The sequence below is a fragment of the Luteimonas sp. WGS1318 genome, assembly GCF_043187535.1.
In the GTDB taxonomy this organism is placed as follows: domain Bacteria; phylum Pseudomonadota; class Gammaproteobacteria; order Xanthomonadales; family Xanthomonadaceae; genus Luteimonas.
Genome location: NZ_CP171131.1, coordinates 1,486,948 through 1,504,691 on the forward strand (window position 1 = coordinate 1,486,948; position 17,744 = coordinate 1,504,691).

18 protein-coding genes are annotated in these 17,744 nt (G+C 67.7%); 14 read left to right on the top strand and 4 right to left on the bottom strand.

The window, feature by feature from the left end:
* Positions 1–3 precede the first annotated feature (3 nt).
* On the bottom strand, positions 4–960 hold the full coding sequence (locus ACF3M1_RS06840) for an AAA family ATPase (RefSeq protein WP_394004822.1): 957 nt from the start codon (positions 958–960) through the stop codon (positions 4–6).
* Between the two features lie 59 nt (positions 961–1,019).
* Between ACF3M1_RS06840 and ACF3M1_RS06845 the strand changes: the two genes are divergently transcribed.
* On the top strand, positions 1,020–2,867 hold the full coding sequence (locus tag ACF3M1_RS06845; protein ID WP_394004823.1) for a glycosyltransferase family 39 protein: 1,848 nt from the start codon (positions 1,020–1,022) through the stop codon (positions 2,865–2,867).
* Between the two features lie 3 nt (positions 2,868–2,870).
* On the opposite strand, the gene ACF3M1_RS06850 is transcribed toward ACF3M1_RS06845, so the two are convergent.
* Positions 2,871–3,449 (bottom strand): Maf family protein, encoded by a 579-nt coding sequence (locus ACF3M1_RS06850; RefSeq protein WP_394004824.1) that lies wholly within the window; start codon positions 3,447–3,449, stop codon positions 2,871–2,873.
* Positions 3,450–3,451: 2 nt separating this feature from the next.
* Positions 3,452–3,817: a hypothetical protein gene (locus tag ACF3M1_RS06855; protein ID WP_394004825.1), complete on the bottom strand. Its 366-nt coding sequence runs from the start codon at positions 3,815–3,817 to the stop codon at positions 3,452–3,454.
* A 134-nt stretch (positions 3,818–3,951) separates the two neighbouring features.
* Between ACF3M1_RS06855 and ACF3M1_RS06860 the strand changes: the two genes are divergently transcribed.
* The 8 genes from ACF3M1_RS06860 to fabF all read left to right on the top strand — a co-directional run bounded on the left by ACF3M1_RS06860 (position 3,952) and on the right by fabF (position 10,316).
* Positions 3,952–4,470 carry a YceD family protein gene (locus ACF3M1_RS06860; protein ID WP_394005209.1) on the top strand — a complete coding sequence of 173 codons (519 nt, stop codon included), beginning with the start codon at positions 3,952–3,954 and terminating at the stop codon, positions 4,468–4,470.
* 20 nt (positions 4,471–4,490) lie between these two features.
* Positions 4,491–4,685 (top strand): 50S ribosomal protein L32, encoded by a 195-nt coding sequence (rpmF, locus tag ACF3M1_RS06865; protein ID WP_096208849.1) that lies wholly within the window; start codon positions 4,491–4,493, stop codon positions 4,683–4,685.
* 140 nt (positions 4,686–4,825) lie between these two features.
* On the top strand, positions 4,826–5,809 hold the full coding sequence (locus tag ACF3M1_RS06870; RefSeq protein ID WP_394004826.1) for a beta-ketoacyl-ACP synthase III: 984 nt from the start codon (positions 4,826–4,828) through the stop codon (positions 5,807–5,809).
* 70 nt (positions 5,810–5,879) lie between these two features.
* Positions 5,880–6,671: a serine/threonine protein phosphatase gene (locus tag ACF3M1_RS06875; RefSeq protein WP_394004827.1), complete on the top strand. Its 792-nt coding sequence runs from the start codon at positions 5,880–5,882 to the stop codon at positions 6,669–6,671.
* A gap of 82 nt (positions 6,672–6,753) precedes the next feature.
* Positions 6,754–7,704, top strand: a complete 951-nt coding sequence (gene fabD / locus ACF3M1_RS06880; RefSeq protein ID WP_394004828.1) for an ACP S-malonyltransferase — start codon at positions 6,754–6,756, stop codon at positions 7,702–7,704.
* Positions 7,705–7,805: 101 nt separating this feature from the next.
* Entirely contained in the window at positions 7,806–8,549 is a 744-nt protein-coding gene (gene fabG, locus ACF3M1_RS06885; protein WP_394004829.1) for a 3-oxoacyl-ACP reductase FabG, read from the top strand.
* 130 nt (positions 8,550–8,679) lie between these two features.
* Positions 8,680–8,919 carry an acyl carrier protein gene (gene acpP, locus ACF3M1_RS06890; RefSeq protein WP_096208844.1) on the top strand — a complete coding sequence of 80 codons (240 nt, stop codon included), beginning with the start codon at positions 8,680–8,682 and terminating at the stop codon, positions 8,917–8,919.
* Positions 8,920–9,077: 158 nt separating this feature from the next.
* The gene (gene fabF, locus ACF3M1_RS06895; protein WP_394004830.1) at positions 9,078–10,316 is read left to right on the top strand and encodes a beta-ketoacyl-ACP synthase II; all 1,239 of its coding nucleotides are present in this window, start codon (positions 9,078–9,080) and stop codon (positions 10,314–10,316) included.
* 135 nt (positions 10,317–10,451) lie between these two features.
* Here fabF and cysS read toward each other — a convergent pair whose 3' ends face one another.
* Positions 10,452–11,891 (bottom strand): cysteine--tRNA ligase, encoded by a 1,440-nt coding sequence (gene cysS, locus ACF3M1_RS06900; RefSeq protein WP_394004831.1) that lies wholly within the window; start codon positions 11,889–11,891, stop codon positions 10,452–10,454.
* Between the two features lie 83 nt (positions 11,892–11,974).
* Here cysS and ACF3M1_RS06905 point away from each other — a divergent pair, with 83 nt between their 5' ends.
* The 5 genes from ACF3M1_RS06905 (at position 11,975) to ACF3M1_RS06925 (ending at position 17,737) form a co-directional block, all read left to right on the top strand.
* Complete coding sequence (locus ACF3M1_RS06905) at positions 11,975–12,538, top strand: hypothetical protein (RefSeq protein WP_394004832.1); 564 nt, start codon at positions 11,975–11,977, stop codon at positions 12,536–12,538.
* A 292-nt stretch (positions 12,539–12,830) separates the two neighbouring features.
* Positions 12,831–13,850, top strand: coding sequence for an N-acetylornithine carbamoyltransferase (locus ACF3M1_RS06910; RefSeq protein WP_394004833.1), 1,020 nt, complete (start codon positions 12,831–12,833; stop codon positions 13,848–13,850).
* Between the two features lie 74 nt (positions 13,851–13,924).
* Positions 13,925–15,172 (top strand): argininosuccinate synthase, encoded by a 1,248-nt coding sequence (locus ACF3M1_RS06915; protein WP_394004834.1) that lies wholly within the window; start codon positions 13,925–13,927, stop codon positions 15,170–15,172.
* A gap of 79 nt (positions 15,173–15,251) precedes the next feature.
* A complete protein-coding gene (locus tag ACF3M1_RS06920) occupies positions 15,252–16,352 on the top strand; it encodes an acetylornithine deacetylase (protein WP_394004835.1) in 1,101 nt (366 codons plus the stop codon).
* Between the two features lie 119 nt (positions 16,353–16,471).
* On the top strand, positions 16,472–17,737 hold the full coding sequence (locus tag ACF3M1_RS06925; RefSeq protein WP_394005210.1) for an acetylglutamate kinase: 1,266 nt from the start codon (positions 16,472–16,474) through the stop codon (positions 17,735–17,737).
* Positions 17,738–17,744 lie beyond the last annotated feature (7 nt).

Consider the following 17,744-nt stretch of genomic DNA (forward strand, 5'->3'; position numbering starts at 1 on the left):
GCGTCAGTCGACCGGAACGGCCTGCAGGATCGCGTCGGCGATCGCACTGCCGGCCGCGGCGGCGTCGCTGTCGGCGACGAGCCGGTGCGAGGCGATCAGCGGGAACAGCGTCTGCACGTCGTCGGGCAGCGCATGGTCACGGCCCTGCAGCAGCGCAAGTGCCCGTGCCGCGCGCAACAGCGCGAGGCCGGCGCGCGGCGACAGGCCGACGCGGACGCCGGGGTGCTGACGGCTGCGCGTGAGCAGCGCCTGCACGTAGTCGATCAGCGCCGGGCTGGCATGCACGGCGAGCACGGCGCGCCGCAGATGGAGCAGCTCGTCGGCGCCGATCAGCGGCATCATCCCGGCGATCAGTGCGCGACGTTCCTCGCCGGCCAGCAGCGCCCGCTCGGCGTCACGATCGGGATAACCGAGATTGAGCCGCAGCAGGAACCGGTCGAGCTGGGAGTCGGGCAGCGGATAGGTGCCCGACAGGTCCACCGGATTCTGGGTGGCGATCACGAAGAACGGATCGGGCAGGGCATGGGTCACGCCGTCGACGGTGACCTGGTGCTCGGCCATCGCCTCGAGCAGCGCGCTCTGCGTGCGCGGCGGCGCGCGGTTGATCTCGTCGGCCAGCAGCACGTTGGTGAACACCGGACCGCCGTGGAATTCGAAGCGGCGTGCACCGCCGTCGTAAACCGAGACGCCGACGACATCCGACGGCAGCAGATCCGAGGTGAACTGCACGCGCTGGAAATCGAGACCGACGGTCGCCGCGATCGCGTGGGCCAGCGTGGTCTTGCCGAGACCCGGCAGGTCCTCGATCAGGATGTGTCCATCGGCGAGCAAGGCCACGAAGCTCATCGCCACCGCGGTCTGCTTGCCGAGCACGACGCGGTTGACCTGCGCCTGGGCCGACGACAGGGCCTCCCGGTGCCGGTCGGTTAGCATGACGGGCGTCGTGGACGGATCGGACATGCATTGTCTCCCTGCGGCGTTCTCCCTGGAGTGTAGCGAGGTCGGGTTCAATGCGGCGGATGGAAATGCGCACGGTGTTCGTCGTGCTGTGGCTGGCGACCGTCGTGTTGAAGCTGGTGATCGCATCCCGCCTTCCGCTGTTCGTCGACGAGGCGTTCTACTGGCTCGAAGGCCAGCATCCGGCGTGGGCGTACTCGGATCTTCCCGGCCTGACCGCGTGGCTGATCCGTCTCGGCACCGAGCTCTTCGGCGACAGCCTGCTGGGCGTGCGGTTGCCCTTCATCACGATCTCGGCGTTGGTGCCGTGGTGGATCGTGTGGCTGACCCGCCGCGAATTCGGGCCCGATGCGGGCTGGTATTCGGGGTGTCTCGCGCTGTTGCTGCCGTTGCTCGGCTCGCTCGGTGTGATGGCGCTGCCCGATGCGATCCTTGCGTTGGCGACGGTGCTGTGTGTGGACGCCGGCGTGCGACTGATGCGCGGCGTCACGCATGGCGGGGCGGCGCTGCTCGCGATCGGCCTGACGCTCGGTGCGCTGAGCCATTACCGCTTCATCGCCGTCATCGGGGTCGGCATCGTCGCGCTGCTGTGCCTGTCCAGCGGTCGCACGGCGCTGCGCGACCCGCGCGTGTGGATTGCGATCGCAGCGGGCGCCGCCGCCTGGATTCCGTTGCTCGCCTGGAACGTCGACAACGCCGAGGCCGGTTTGCGCTTCCAGATGGTGGACCGTCATCCCTGGGCGCTGCACGCCGAAGGCTGGCGCTTCGTGCTGATCCAGGCGGTCGTGGTCACGCCGCTGCTGTTCGCGGCATTGCTGCTGGCGGCGTGGCGCAGCCGGCGCATGCCCGACGATGCGGCGCGGTTTCTGGCGCTGTGCGGCGCGCTGCTCGTCGCGGGGTTCTTCGTGCTCGGATTCGTCGCCGATACCGAGCGCGTGAGTTTCCATTGGCCGCTGCCCGGTTATCTGGCCCTGCTGCCGCTGGCCGGATTCGTGCTGCTGGGCTGGCCGCGCGGCCTGCGCGTATTGACCTGGACGCTGCTCGTGGTCGGCTTCCTCGCGGTGAACGTGTATTACGCCGCGGTGTCGACGCCGCAGGTGCGCGAACGCGCGGCGGCGTCCAAATGGTATCCGTCGAATTTCGCGGGCTGGGATGAACTCGCCGCGGCCGTGCGCGAGGAACTCGATGGCATGCCGGCCGACACCGTGCTGGTGGCCGACAACTTCAAGATCGGCGCCGAACTGGGCTTCGCGCTCGGTGATCCGCGGATCCGCGTGCTCGACCATCCGCTCAACCGCCATCACGGGCGTGCGCCGCAGCTCGCGCTGTGGGGCCTGCAACTCGATGGGCGCGAGGCGCTGGACGGGCGGCCGGCGCTCGTCGTCGTCGGCGCCAACGACGTGAAGTTCAGTGCGCTGCTCGATCGCTACCAGACGGTATGCGGACGCTTCGGCAGCCTGCCGGTGACGCGGGTGGTCAATGCGGATCGTGGGGCCCAGCGATTCGTGCTGTCGCCCATCGAGCGCGATGCGCCCGCGGGTGATTGCGTCACGCCGTCGGTGGCGCATATCGATGCGCCAGTGCCGGACGCACGCGTGCAGGGCGTCTTCGAGGTCGCGGGCTGGGCGGTCAAGGATGTCAGCGGCATCGCCTCGATCACGGTGACCCTCGATGGTGCGCCGGTGGCCGAGGCGGATTACGGCCAGCCCAACGGCTGGGTCGCGGGCTTTCTGCAGAACCGCGCGCGTGATCCTTCGCTGCCGGATGTCGGCTTCACGGCCCGCGTCGATGTGAGCGATCGCGCGCCCGGGCTCTACTGGCTGGGCCTTCGGATCACGGGTCGCGACGGCTCGGTCGAGGACTGGGCGGAACAGCCGCTGCGCATCGCGGCGCCCGTCGGCACCGACTGACCGTCACGGCACCGGATAACCCGCCTCGCGCAGCAGGCGCGCGGTGGCGATCAGCGGAAGGCCGACCAGTGCGGTCGGATCAGTGCATTCGATCGCGTCGAACAGGGCGATGCCCAGCCCCTCGCATTTGAAACTGCCGGCGCAGTCGAAGGGCTGCTCAGCCTCCACGTACCGCGCGATTTCGTCTGCGGTCAGCGTCCGGAACACCACGTCGGTGCGGTCTTCGGCGACGCGGGTGGGGTGCCCGGTGCAGGCCAGCGCGACGGCGGTATGGAAGCGCACGCGGCGACCCGACATCGCGGTGAGCTGGCGCACGGCGTGGTCGCGGTCGCCGGGCTTTCCGAGCGGCTGTCCGTCGAGTGCGGCCACCTGGTCGGATCCGATGACCCAGCTGCCGGGCGCGAGGGCGGCGACCGCTTCGGCCTTGGCGCAGGCCAGGCGGTGCGCGAGATGATCAGGCGTCTCGCCATCCTGCGGCTGCTCGTCGACATCCGGACGCGTGCACGTGAACGGCAGGCGCAGACGCATCAGCAGATCGCGTCGATAGGGTGAAGTGGAGCCGAGGATCAGGGGCGCAGGCATGGTCAGATTCCGGCCGCGGCCCGCGCTTCGGCGAGCTGTGCCAGGTGGCGGTCGATCTTCGCCTGTGCGGCGACGATCGAGTCGCGCAGCGTGTCCAGCGTCGCCACGTTGGCCCCGGCGCCGTGCTGCTGCAGCCACAGGCGCTGGCGGAGCATTTCCTGCAGCGCATCGCGGACCGGGTCGGCGCCGCCCTGGTCCAGGCTGTCGATCTGCCTCCGGGCCAGACGCAGCCGCGCCTCGAACGCATCCGCGGCATCCAGCACACGGGCGTAGGCCTGCCGGCGCCGGCGCGCGCGATGCCACTGCCAGAGGCCTACAATGGCGGCGGCGAGGACGGCGGACAGCAGCAGGCTGGGGATCGTGGGCACGTGCGGGCATCGACGGATCGGCTGGGCAGTCTGCCCGCCCGGGCGGGGCGGCGGCAAACGCAGTCCGGCGCTTCGCCACGCGAGCATCCCCGCCGTTGACAGTGCCGCCGGGCATCTTTAACATTCAGCGGCTTATGTCCGCCCAGATGCCCGAGATTGTCGATGCGTGGCGCATGGTCGCGACCCGAAGCCGCCTGCAAGGGCGGCTGGCGTTGTCCTCGATGCCGCGTCTGTCCGACGCGCTTGCCGACACCGACAGTGTGGAAGCCGTGTGCTCGATCGAGTTCGGCCACGATGCGTTGCAGACGGCGTTCGCCGAGCTGCGCATCGAGGCGGAACTGCCGCTGATCTGTCAGCGGACCCTGCGCCGGTTCGTGCTGCCGGTGCAGGTCGTGCAGCGACTGGGCCTGATCCGCGACGAGGCGGACGAGGCCGGGTTGCTGGACGAGTACGAGGCGTTGCTGGTGCCCGAGGACGGCATGCTCGCTCCGGCCACGATGGTCGAGGACGAGCTGATCCTGGCGGTTCCGGTGATCCCGGTGGCGCCCGGCTCCGAATCGGTCGAGCGTGACTGGCCGGTATCGATGGAAGAAGAATCTCGCGCCAACCCGTTCGCGGCGTTGGCGGGTTTGAAGAAAGACCGAAACAACTAGACCTTGCTGGAGCAATTCCCATGGCTGTGCAGAAATCCCGCGTCACCCCGTCCCGTCGTGGCATGCGCCGCGCGCACGACAAGCTCGACGCCAAGCTGCTGTCGACCGACCCGACGACGGGCGAGACGCATATCCGTCACCACATCACCGCCGACGGCTACTACCGCGGCAAGCAGGTGATCCAGCCGAAGACGCGGGTCGTCGAAGAAGACTGATCCTGCGTCCCGTTCCGCCGCGTCATGCGGCGGAACGTTCGATCATCCGGGCGGCGCGCCCGCTGCGGTGACGCACCTGGCCGATCCGTCGGCACGGTGGCCGTCCTCCAGCATCCGCACAGGCGAGGGCAGCCCCCACGATGACCAGCGACCGCATCTATTCCCGCATTGCAGGCACCGGCAGTTATCTGCCCGAGAAGGTGCTGACCAACGACGACCTGTCGAAGATCGTCGACACCAATGACGAATGGATCGCGGCGCGCACCGGTATCCGCGAGCGGCACATCGCCGCCGAGGGCGAGACCACGAGCGATCTGGCGTTCCATGCCGCGACCCGCGCCATGGAAGCGGCAGGCGTTGTCGCGTCCGAAATCGACCTGATCATCGTCGGCACGACCACGCCGGACATCATCTTTCCGTCGACCGCCTGTCTGCTGCAGGCCCGGCTCGGCGCCAACGGCTGCGGCGCGTTCGACGTCAATGCCGCGTGCTCGGGTTTCCTGTTCGCGTTGTCGGTCGCCGACAAGTTCATCAAGTGCGGCGATGCGAAGACCGTGCTCGTGGTCGGCGCGGAAACCCTGACCCGCATGGTCGACTGGACCGAGCGCACCACCTGCGTGCTGTTCGGTGACGGTGCCGGCGCGGTCGTGCTCAAGGCGGACGCCGAGACCGGCATCCTCAGCACCCATCTCCACGCCGACGGCGCGAAGAAGGAACTGCTGTGGAACCCCGTGGGCGTGTCGGTCGGCTTCAAGGAAGGCGAGAAGAACGCAGGCGTGCGCATCAACATGGCCGGCAGCGACGTCTTCAAGTACGCGGTCAAGGCGCTCGATTCGGTCGTCGAGGAAACGCTGACGGCCAACGGCCTGGATCGCCACGACATCGACTGGCTGATTCCGCACCAGGCCAACCTGCGCATCATCGAAGCCACGGCCAAGCGGCTGGAGATGCCGATGGACCGCGTCGTGGTGACCGTCGACAAGCACGGCAACACCTCGTCGGGCTCGGTGCCGCTGGCACTCGACGAAGCCGTGCGGTCGGGGCGCGTGCAGCGCGGCCAACTCGTACTGCTCGAGGCCTTCGGCGGCGGCTTCACCTGGGGTTCGGCGCTGCTGCGCTATTGAGCCTGTCGGTCACGGCACGCCGCGCGCGCGCCATGGGCGGCGTTGCGGTACGTCGGACACAGGAGGCCACATGGGCGTCGAATCGATCGTGGTGTCCGGGCGTGATGCCTGGCTCAAGGCCTATGCGCGCGGCGACAGCCGCCGGTTGACGCTCGGACTTCTCGATGCGGTCGTGCGTCGCCTCGACATCGAGGCCTTGCGTCCACCGCCGCATCCGGGCGGCGGTGCCGCCAAACGCATCGAGGCGCGTCGGATCGCCGAGCTCGCCGCACTCGGCGTGCGCGTGCCGCGTGTGCTGGGCGAGGGCGATTCGACCCTGCTGCTGAGTGACCTGGGCACCACGCTCGCGGCGCGTCTGCGCGATGCCCAAGGTGATCCGGTGCGGATCGACGTGCTCACCACGCGCGTGATCGACGCGATCGCCGAGGCGCACGCGCGTGGCGCCTACTTCAGCCAGCTGGTGCCGCGAAACATCACGCTCGACGATGCTGGCCGCGTGGGCTTCATCGATTTCGAGGAAGACCCGCTCGACGTGATGGCGTTGCCGCAGGCGCAGGCACGCGACTGGCTGCTGTTCGCGTTCGGCATGGCCAAGCATTACGAGGGACGCACCGATGCACTCGCTGGACTGCTGTCGGTCGCGTTGCAACGCGCGCCCGACGTCGCCGCGCACGCGGGACGGGTCGGGCGTCTCGGCGGGCTCGCGCGCGCGCTGGGCCGTCTGGGGCGGTCCGCACGCCAAGTGGCGCATTCGATCCTCGTGGTGCGCGCGGCGACGGTGTTGCCGATGCTGCTGGTAGCGGCGCTGCTCTGGGATCTGATCGAAGACGGCCAGCTCGAGCTGGTGCAACTGCTGTTCTGACCGCCGTGCAATACGCCCCGGTACAGACAATGTCGCGTGATGGCCTTTATCATCGCCCCCGTTTCTACGGCTGGAAGATCGCGTGACCGCATCACAACTCGCATTCGTGTTTCCCGGGCAGGGCTCGCAGTCGCTGGGCATGCTCGGCGAACTGGCCGCGCAGCACGCCGTCGTCGGTGAGACGTTTGCGCAGGCATCCGAAGGTGCAGGCGTCGATCTGTGGACGCTGTCGCAGCAGGGGCCGGACAGCGAACTCAACCGCACCGAGTTCACCCAGCCGGCACTGCTCGCGGCCGGTGTCGCCGTGTGGCGCGCGTGGCAGCAGCAGGGCGGGGCGATGCCTGGTGTGCTCGCCGGCCACAGCCTCGGCGAGTACACCGCGCTGGTCGCGGCGTGCGTGTTGAAGCTCGACGACGCCGCGCGACTGGTGCGTCTGCGCGGGCAGCTGATGCAGACGGCGGCCCCTGCCGGCACCGGCGCGATGGCGGCGGTCATCGGCGCCGAGGATGCTCTGGTCGACGAGATCTGCCGTGATGCCTCCGATGCGTCCGGCGACAGTGTCGTCGTGCCAGCCAACTTCAATTCGCCCGGCCAGATCGTCATCGGCGGTCACGCGGCCGCCGTAGAGCGCGCGATCGCGCTGCTCGGCGAGCGCGGCGTGCGCAAGGTCGTCAAGCTCGCTGTCAGCGTGCCGTCGCACACGCCGCTGATGCGCGACGCGGCGGATCGCCTCGGCACGGCCATGGCCGATGTAGAATGGACCGCGCCCGTGATTCCGGTGGTGCAGAACGTCGACGCCGCCGTGCACGAGACCACCGATGCGATCCGTGATGCGCTGGTGCGCCAGCTGTATCTGCCCGTGCAGTGGACGCGCTGCGTGGAGGCGCTGACCGCGCGCGGGGTCGTGCGCATCGCCGAGTGCGGCCCGGGCAAGGTCCTCACCGGCCTGGCCAAGCGGATCGACAAGACGATCGACGCGCGCGCGCTCGGACTTCCGGCCGACTTCGACGCGGCGCTGGCGGACCGGGCGTGATGCAGCCGGTGCATGCCGCTGTTGTCGTCCGCGGCTGATCTGCATACCGTCCTTTGCACCGGTCCGTTCGTCGGCCGGCATCCGATCAATTGGAGCTCTCCATGACCCGACCCCTGCACGGCGAGATCGCCCTCGTCACCGGCGCGAGCCGCGGCATCGGTGCCGCCATCGCCGACACCCTGGCCGCACAGGGCGCGACCGTGATCGGCACCGCGACCAGCGAAGCCGGCGCGGCCAAGCTCGGTGAGCGTCTGGCGGCGCACGGCGGCCATGGCCGCGTGCTGGATGTCTCGGCGCCGGGCGCCATCGAGGCCCTGGTCGAGGCGATCGCGACGGAATTCGGCGCGATCTCGATCCTCGTCAACAACGCCGGCATCACCCGCGACAACCTGCTGATGCGCATGAAGGACGAGGACTGGCAGGCGATCATCGACACCAATCTGACCAGCGTCTTCCGCAGCTCGAAGGCGGTGATGCGCGGCATGATGAAGGCGCGCAAGGGCCGCATCATCAACATCGCCTCGGTCATCGGCGTCACCGGCAACGCCGGGCAGTCGAACTACGCCGCGGCCAAGGCCGGCATCATCGCCTTCAGCAAATCGCTGGCGAAGGAGATCGGCTCGCGCGGTGTCACCGTCAATGTGGTTGCGCCCGGCTTCATCGCCACCGATATGACGCGTGATCTGCCCGAAGCCTCGAAGACCGCGCTGACCGAGCAGATCGCGCTCGGCCGCCTCGGCGAGCCGGACGACATCGCACAGGCCGTGGCGTTCCTGGCCGGTCCGTCGGCGGCCTATATCACCGGCGAAACGCTGCACGTCAACGGTGGCATGTACATGCCCTGAGACGGGCTTCGAAACACCTCTTGATTCAAGGGCAAGTCGTTGAATGGCAAGGGCTTCGATGGTGGTACGCCCGTCGCCCGGCTTTCCCTTACACTATCCACCGAAATCGCCTCCCCGGAGCAGACTACCCATGAGCAACATCGAAGAGCGCGTCAAGAAGATTGTCATCGAACAGCTGGGCGTGAAGGAAGACGAAGTCAGCAACAGCGCTTCCTTCGTCGACGATCTCGGCGCCGATTCCCTCGACACCGTCGAGCTGGTGATGGCGCTGGAAGAAGAGTTCGAGTGCGAGATTCCGGACGAGGAAGCCGAGAAGATCACCTCGGTGCAGCAGGCGATCGATTACATCAAGGCGCACACCAAGGGCTGATGCCCGCGTCCGCGCCCACGGTTCGACCGAACGGGCGCGAGACCGCTCCGGCCGCATGGCGGCCGGACATCCAGGTTCCAAGCACGAGGCCGCACTGCGGCCTCGTGCATATGGGCGGCCGCGCACTGCGCCGCCACCGACTTCTCAGGAGTTGAGCAATGGCCAAGCGCCGCGTCGTCATCACGGGCATCGGCATCCTTTCGCCGCTGGGCAACGATCTGGCTTCGAGCTGGGACGGCATCGTCAACGGCCGTTCGGGCATCGGTCCGATCACCCATTTCGACGCCACCAATTTCGCCACGCGCATCGCGGGCGAGGTGAAGGGCTTCGACGCGAGCCAGTGGATCGCGCCCAAGGACGTCAAGAAGATGGACCCGTTCGTCCACTACGGGGTCGCCGGTGGCCTGATGGCGATCGCCGACGCGGGCATCGATGTGCGCGAATCCGATGCCGAGCGCATCGGCGTGGCGATCGGCGCCGGCATCGGTGGCCTCAAGGGCATCGAGGAAACCGCGATCAAGTATCACGAGGGCGGCCCGCGCAAGATCTCGCCGTTCTACGTGCCCAGCACGATCATCAACATGATCTCGGGCCAGGTCTCGATCATGACCGGCGCCAAGGGGCCGAACATCGCGGCGGTCACCGCGTGCACCACGGCCACGCACAACATCGGCCTGGCGATGCGCATGATCCAGTACGGCGATGCTGACGTGATGATCGCCGGCGGCGCCGAATTCGCGACCACGCCGACGTCGGTGGGCGGGTTCTGTTCGATGAAGGCGCTGTCCACGCGCAACGACGATCCCACCGGCGCCTCGCGCCCGTGGGACCGTGACCGCGACGGGTTCGTCATGGGCGACGGCGCCGGCGTTCTAGTGTTGGAGGAATACGAGCGTGCGAAGGCGCGTGGCGCGCGCATCTACGCCGAGCTCGCCGGCTTCGGCATGAGTGGCGACGCCTACCACATGACCGCGCCGAGCGAGAGCGGCGAGGGCGGCGGGCGTTGCATGCGCGCGGCGATCAACGATGCGGGCATCGATCCCTCGCAGATCGGCTACATCAACGCGCACGGCACCTCGACGCCGGCCGGCGATGTCGCCGAGACGATGGGCATCAAGGGCGTGCTCGGTGCACATGCGTCGAAGGTGATGGTCAGCTCGACCAAGTCGATGACCGGCCACCTGCTCGGCGCGGCGGGTGGCGTGGAGGCCGTGTTCTCGGTGATGGCGCTGCATGCCGGCATCATTCCGCCGACGATCAACCTGCATCATCCCGGCGAGGCCTGCGATCTCGATTACGTGCCGCACACTGCGCGCGAGCATCAGGTCGAGTTCGTCATGTCCAACTCGTTCGGTTTCGGCGGCACCAACGGCTCGCTGGTGTTCCGCAAGGTCTGATGGTGACGTTGGACTGATCGAAGAAAAGGCCCGCGCAAGCGGGCCTTTTTTCTGTCTTCCGTAGGAGCGCGCTTGCGCGCGATGGCGCTTTGCCGGAGTGCCCCATCGCGCGCAAGCGCGCTCCTACAGGACGCCTTAGCCGCGCTTCCAGCGCACGCCCTGCGGTGTGTCCTCGAGCACGATGTTCTCGGCCGCGAGCTGGTCGCGGATCGCATCGGCGCGCGCGAAATCGCGGGCCTGCTTGGCAGCGATGCGTTCGTCGATCAGGGCCTGGATGCGCGCATCGTCGTCGGCACTGGCGCCGCGTGCGAACCAGTCGGCGGGCGTCTGCTGGAGCAGGCCCAGAGCGGCCCCGGCGGCCTTGAGATCGGCTGCGAGGGATCCCAGCGCCTCGAACTTCGCATGCGGCTGCTCGGCGTCATGCAGGAGCTCATTGCGCAGCTGCCTCACCTTGCCCGCGATGTCCGCGAGCTCGGACAGGGCTTTGGGGGTGTTGAGATCGTCGTCCAGCGCTGCTTCGATCATCTGCGGAATGGGGCGCTCTGCGACGCCGGCACCGTCTTCGTCGAGCGCGTGGACCTGCTGAAACGCCTCGACATCGCGAAGCGTGCCGTAGAGCCGATCGAGGGTACGCACCGACTGCTCGATCAGGCCGTCCGACCAGTCCAGCGGCTGGCGGTAATGCGCCGACAGCAGCGCGTAGCGCAGCGCTTCAGGCGGATGCGCCTGCACCAGGTCGTGGACACGCTCGATATTGCCGACGGATTTCGACATCTTGCTGCCGGCGAACGTCAGCATGCCGTTGTGCAGCCACACGCGCGCGAACGGCGCGCCGCCATGGGCGCACTCGCTCTGCGCGATCTCGTTCTCGTGGTGCGGGAACTGCAGATCGACGCCGCCGGCGTGGATGTCGATCGTCTCGCCCAGGTGCGCGGCAGCCATCGCCGAGCACTCGATGTGCCAGCCCGGGCGGCCGCGGCCCCATGGCGAGGCCCAGCCCGGGAGATCTGCAGTCGACGGCTTCCACAGCACGAAGTCGCCGGCATCGCGCTTGTACGGCGCGACCTCGATGCGGGCGCCGGCGATCATGTCGTCGGTGTCGCGGCGTGAGAGCTTGCCGTAGCCCTCGTAGCTGCCGACGGAGAACAGCACATGGCCTTCGGCCGCATAGGCGTGGCCGCTGTCGATCAGGCGCTCGATCATCGCGACGATCTCGCCGATGTGCGCGGTGGCGGCGGGCTCGATGTCCGGCGGGGCAATCCCCAGCGCGGCCATGTCCTCGCGGTAGGCGGCGGCGAAGCGATCGGTGATCGTCGCGATCGGCACGCCCTGGTCCCGCGCGGCGGCATTGATCTTGTCGTCGACGTCAGTGATGTTGCGGGCATATTTCAGCGCGCCGAAGCGGCGCCGCAGCAGGTCGGCCAGCACGCCGAAGACCACCGGGCCGCGGGCATTGCCGATGTGGACGTAGTTGTAGACCGTCGGCCCGCAGACATACATCGTCGGACAGGTCGGATCGAGCGGCGCGAACGGCTCCATCTGGCGGGTGAGGCTGTTGAACAGGTGGAGGGGCATCGCACGTCCGGACGTGAAGTCGTCGCGATTCTAGCGGCCCCGCGCGGGCACGGACAGCGGGCCGGCGGACGCGGTGCCCCGCGATGGCCGGTGTCACGACAGCGAGGATTCAGCCCCTGCGTCGGGTGCGCCCCTACACTGCGTCGGTGTTGTCCGCCCGTCGACGAAACCGCTGGTTGCGCCTGCCGCTGTCCCTTGGGGCATTGGCGCTCGCGTGCGCGTGTCCCGCCTTCGCCCAGTCGACGGCCCCGGCCGGCCCGCAGAACAGCCGGATGGAGTACGCCCAGGTCCTGCGTGCCGAACCGGTCTACCAGACGTTGCGCGCGACCAGCATGGTCGAACGCTGCGAGGCGACGACGCCGGTGCTGGCCGAGCAGGAGGAACGCCGCGGTCTCGCGCGGGTGGTCGGCGCGGTCAAGGACGTGCTCCGCTCGGATGGCGATGCGGTCCAGGAGGTCGACCGTTCCGCCGGCGGTGACTGCCGCATGGTGCCGATCGAGCGTGAATTCCGCCGTCCGATCGCATTCGATGTGGATTACGTCCACAAGGGCGTCAAGTACCGGTCCCGGCTGCCTTACGATCCCGGCAACCGCCTGCGGGTGCGGGTCACCGTGACCCCGGTGGTGACGCCGGCCGACGCCCGCTAGGGACCACACCGCGCCTGTTGCAGCGCAGCGCACCGCGTGCGAGGATGCGCGCCTCATGAACGCCCTGCGCGCCAACGCCGACATCCTGACCTCCGCCCGCATGGCGTCTGGCATGACCTCGCGTGCCCGCCGACCGGAAGCCCACATCCTCCCGGGCTAGTCGGAACGTCGTTCGCGTATGCGTGCTGTTCTGCAGAAAACCCGGCCGATGCCGGGTTTTTTCGTTTCCGAAACGCCGGCTTCATCGATCCATCCGATTCTCCCCTCCATCGCCTCTTTGAGATTTCCACCGATGACCGCGATCCGACACTTCCTCAACACGCAGGACTGGTCCCGTCCCGACCTCGACGCCCTGCTGGCCGACGCCGCGCGCTTCAAGCGCGAGAAGCTCGGCGACGCGCTCAAGGGCAAGTCGATCGCGCTGGTGTTCTTCAATCCGTCGATGCGTACGCGCACCAGCTTCGAACTCGGCGCCTTCCAGCTCGGCGGTCACGCCATCGTGCTGCAGCCGGGCAAGGACGCGTGGCCGATCGAATTCGATCTGGGCACGGTGATGGACGGCGACACCGAGGAGCACATCGCCGAAGTGGCACGCGTGCTCGGCCGCTACGTCGACATGATCGGCGTGCGCGCGTTTCCGAAGTTCGTCGACTGGTCGGTCGATCGCGAAGACCGGGTGCTCAAGGCATTCGCGCAGTACTCGCCGGTGCCGGTCATCAACATGGAGACCATCACCCATCCCTGCCAGGAGCTGGCGCACGCGCTGGCGCTGCAGGAACACTTCGGCACCACGGATCTGCGCGGCAAGAAGTACGTGCTGACCTGGACCTATCACCCGAAGCCGCTCAACACCGCGGTCGCGAATTCCGCGCTGACCATCGCCACGCGCTTAGGGATGGACGTGACCCTGCTGTGCCCGACGCCGGACTACGTGCTCGACGCGCGCTACATGGACTGGGCGGCGCAGAACGTCGCCGAAAGCGGCGGTTCGCTCGCCGTCAGCCACGACATCGACAGCGCCTACGCCGGCGCCGATGTCGTCTACGCCAAGAGCTGGGGCGCGCTGCCGTTCTTCGGCAACTGGGCACCCGAGAAGCCGATCCGTGACCAGTACCAGCACTTCATCGTCGACGAGCGGAAGATGGCGCTGACCAACAACGGCGTGTTCTCCCACTGCCTGCCGCTGCGCCGCAACGTCAAGGCGACGGATGCGGTGATGGATTCGCCCAACTGCATCGCGATCGACGAAGCCGAGAACCGGTTGCATGTGCAAAAGGCGGTGATGGCGACCCTGATGGGTCGCCGGAATTAGGGATTTGGGATTGGGGATTCGAAAGAGCCCCGCCCGTTCGAACTCCATTCTTCAATTTCCAGAGAACCCCCCCCATGTCGCAGCAGTCCGCTCCTTCGAATCCCGAATCCCGAATCCCGAATCCCGCGGCCGAAAGCCGCGACATCGTCCTTGCATTCAGTGGCGGCCTCGACACCAGCTTCTGCGTGCCTTATCTCAAGGAGCAGGGCTGGACCGTGCATACCGTGTTCGCCGACACCGGCGGCGTCGATGCCGAAGAGCGTGCCTTCATCGAACAGCGTGCGGCCGAACTCGGTGTCGCCAGTCACGTCACCGTCGATGGCGGTCCCGCGATCTGGGACGGTTTCGTCAAGCCGTTCGTCTGGGCCGGTGAGGCCTACCAGGGCCAGTACCCGCTGCTGGTGTCGGACCGCTATCTGATCGTCGATGCCGCGCTCGCGCGCGCGACCGAACTCGGTACCAATGCGATCGCGCACGGATGCACCGGCATGGGCAACGACCAGGTGAGGTTCGACCTCGCCGTGAAGGCGCAGGGCGAGTACCGCATCGTGGCGCCGATTCGCGAGATCCAGAAGGAGCACACGCAGACGCGTGCCTACGAGCAGGCGTATCTCGAGGAGCGCGGTTTCGGCGTGCGCGCCAAGCAGCAGGCCTACACGATCAACGAGAACCTGCTGGGCCTGACGATGTCCGGCGGCGAGATCGACCGCTGGGAAGCGCCGGGCGAGGGTGCCCGCGGCTGGTGCGCGCCGCGCGCCGAATGGCCGGAAGCGCCGCTGCAGGTCACGGTGCGGTTCGAACAGGGCACGGCGGTCGCGCTTGATGGCGAAACGCTGCCGGGCGCGCAGATTCTTGCCAAGCTCAACGCACTGTTCGCGCCCTACGGCGTGGGCCGCGGCGTCTACACCGGCGACACCGTGATCGGTCTCAAGGGCCGCATCGTGTACGAAGCGCCGGGCCTGATCTCGCTGCTCGCTGCCCACCGCGCGCTCGAAGACACCGTGCTGACCAAGCAGCAGAACCGCTTCAAGCCGGAAGTCGCGCGCAAGTGGACCGAGCTGGTCTACGAAGGCTTCTTCCACGATCCGCTCAAGGCCGACATCGAAGCCTTCCTCGCATCCTCGCAGGCCAAGGTCACCGGTGAGGTGGTGCTGGAAACCCGCGGTGGCCGCGTCGATGCGGTGGCAGTGACCTCGCCGCACATCCTCAACGCGAAGGGCGCGACCTACGCGCAGTCCGCGGACTGGGGCGTCGAGGAGGCCGAGGGGTTCATCAAGCTGTTCGGTATGAGCTCGACGCTGTATGCGCAGGTCAATCGCTGAGAAGCCGGGATTCGTGATTGGTGATTGGTGATTCGGAAAGGCAGGTCATGCGATCTGCCGCCGTCCTCTCTGGAATGACATGACTGACCTCCTGGCTGACACCCTCGACCATCTTGAACGGCTGGTGTCCTTCGACACCCGCAATCCGCCGCGTGCGATTGCGGCCGAGGGCGGGATCTTCGGTTACATCCGTGGCCAGCTGCCGGGCTTCGATGTCGAGGTGATCGACCACGGCGACGGCGCGGTGAGCCTGTTCGCGGTGCGCGGTGCGCCGACGGTGCTGTTCAACGTGCACCTCGACACGGTGCCGGACTCGCCCGACTGGAGCGCCGATCCGCATGTGATGCGGAGACTCGACGATCGCGTCGTCGGCCTCGGCGTCTGCGACATCAAGGGCGCGGCGGCGGCGCTGATCGCGGCGGCCAATGCCGGTGATGGCGATGCGGCGTTCCTGTTCTCCTCGGACGAGGAAGCCAACGATCCGCGCTGCATCGCCGCGTTCCTCGCGCGCGGTCTGCCGTTCGAGGCTGTGCTGGTCGCCGAGCCGACGCAGTGCGAAGCGGTGCTCGCGCATCGCGGCATCAGTTCGGTGCTGATGCGCTTCGCCGGCACCGCGGGACATGCGTCGGGCAAGCAGGATCCGGCGGCCAGCGCGCTGCACCAGGCGATGCGCTGGGGCGGCCGCGCGCTCGACCATGTCGAGTCGCTGTCGCATGCGCGCTTCGGTGGGCTGACCGGTCTGCGCTTCAACATCGGCCGGGTCGAGGGCGGCATCAAGGCCAACATGATCGCGCCGGCCGCCGAACTGCGCTTCGGCTTCCGGCCGTTGCCGTCGATGGATGTCGATGCCTTGCTCGAGACCTTCGCCGGGTTCGCACAGCCGGGCGCCGCGCATTTCGAGGAGACCTTCCGCGGTCCGAGCCTGCCGTCGGGTGATATCGATCGCGCCGAAGACCGCCGGCTCGCCGCGCGCGACATCGCCGACGCCTTCGATCTGCCGATCGGCAACGCGGTCGATTTCTGGACCGAGGCCTCGCTGTTCTCCGCCGGTGGTTACACCGCACTGGTCTACGGCCCGGGCGACATCGCCCAGGCGCACACCGGCGACGAGTTCGTGACGCTCGAACAACTTCAGCGCTACGCCGATTCGGTGCACCGGATCCTCAACGGCGAGCGCTGAGCATCCTTGCGCATCGCCCGCTTTCCACGCGTCATCCCACGCCCAACCGATTGCAGCCCGTGAACATTCCCGCGACCCATGTCCAGACCCGTCAGACCATCGTGCGCCTGCTCTCGAGCATGGCCAGCGCGAAGGAAATCAGCCAGTACCTCAAGCGCTTTTCGCAACTCGATGCCAAGCGCTTCGCCGTGGTCAAGGTCGGCGGCGCGGTGCTGCGCGACGAACTCGATGATCTGACGTCCTCGCTGTCGTTCCTGCAGGAAGTCGGCCTCACGCCGATCGTGCTGCACGGCGCCGGCCCGCAGCTGGACGCCGAACTCGCCGCGGCCGGGATCGAGAAGCAGACCGTCGGCGGCCTGCGTGTCACCACGCCCGAGGCGCTGGCCATCGTGCGCCGCGTGTTCCAGGCCGCGAACCTGCGCCTTGTCGAAGCCCTACAGCGCAACGGCGCGCGTGCGACGTCGATCACCGGCGGCGTGTTCGAAGCGACGTATCTCGACCAGGCGACCTACGGCCTGGTTGGTGAAGTGAGCGCCGTCAATCTCGCGCCGATCGAAGCGAGCCTGCAGGCGGGGTCGATTCCGGTGATCACCAGCCTGGGCGAAACCGCATCGGGCCAGATCCTCAACATCAATGCCGATTTCGCCGCCAACGAACTGGTGCGTGAGCTGCAGCCGTACAAGATCATCTTCCTCACCGGCACCGGCGGTCTGCTGGACGCCGACGGCAAGGTCATCGACTCGATCAACCTGTCGACCGAGTACGACCATCTGATCCAGCAGCCGTGGATCCACGGCGGCATGAAGGTCAAGATTGAACAGATCAAGGCGCTGCTCGAAGGTCTGCCGATGGCCTCGTCGGTATCGATCACGCGACCGGCCGATCTCGCCAAGGAACTGTTCACGCACAAGGGCTCGGGCACGCTGGTGCGTCGCGGCGAGCAGGTGCTGCGTGTGACCGACTGGTCGGAACTGGATCTCGAACGTCTGAAGTCGCTGATCGAATCGAGCTTCGGCCGCGAACTTGCGCCGGACTATTTCGAACGCACGCCGCTGCTGCGCGCCTACGTCAGCGAGAACTATCGGGCCGCGGTGATCCTGACCGAAGGCGAGGACACGGTGTATCTGGACAAGTTCGCCGTGCTCGACGACGCGCAGGGCGAAGGCCTCGGCCGCGCTGTGTGGAACGTGATGCGCGAGGAGACGCCGCAGCTGTTCTGGCGGTCGCGCCACCACAACCAGGTCAACATCTTCTATTACGCCGAGTCCGACGGCTGCATCAAGCAGGAGAAGTGGAAGGTGTTCTGGTACGGGCTCGACGGCTTCGAACAGATCCAGCGCTGCGTCGCGCATTGCGCCACGCGCGCACCCACCCTGATCGGCTGAGGCGATC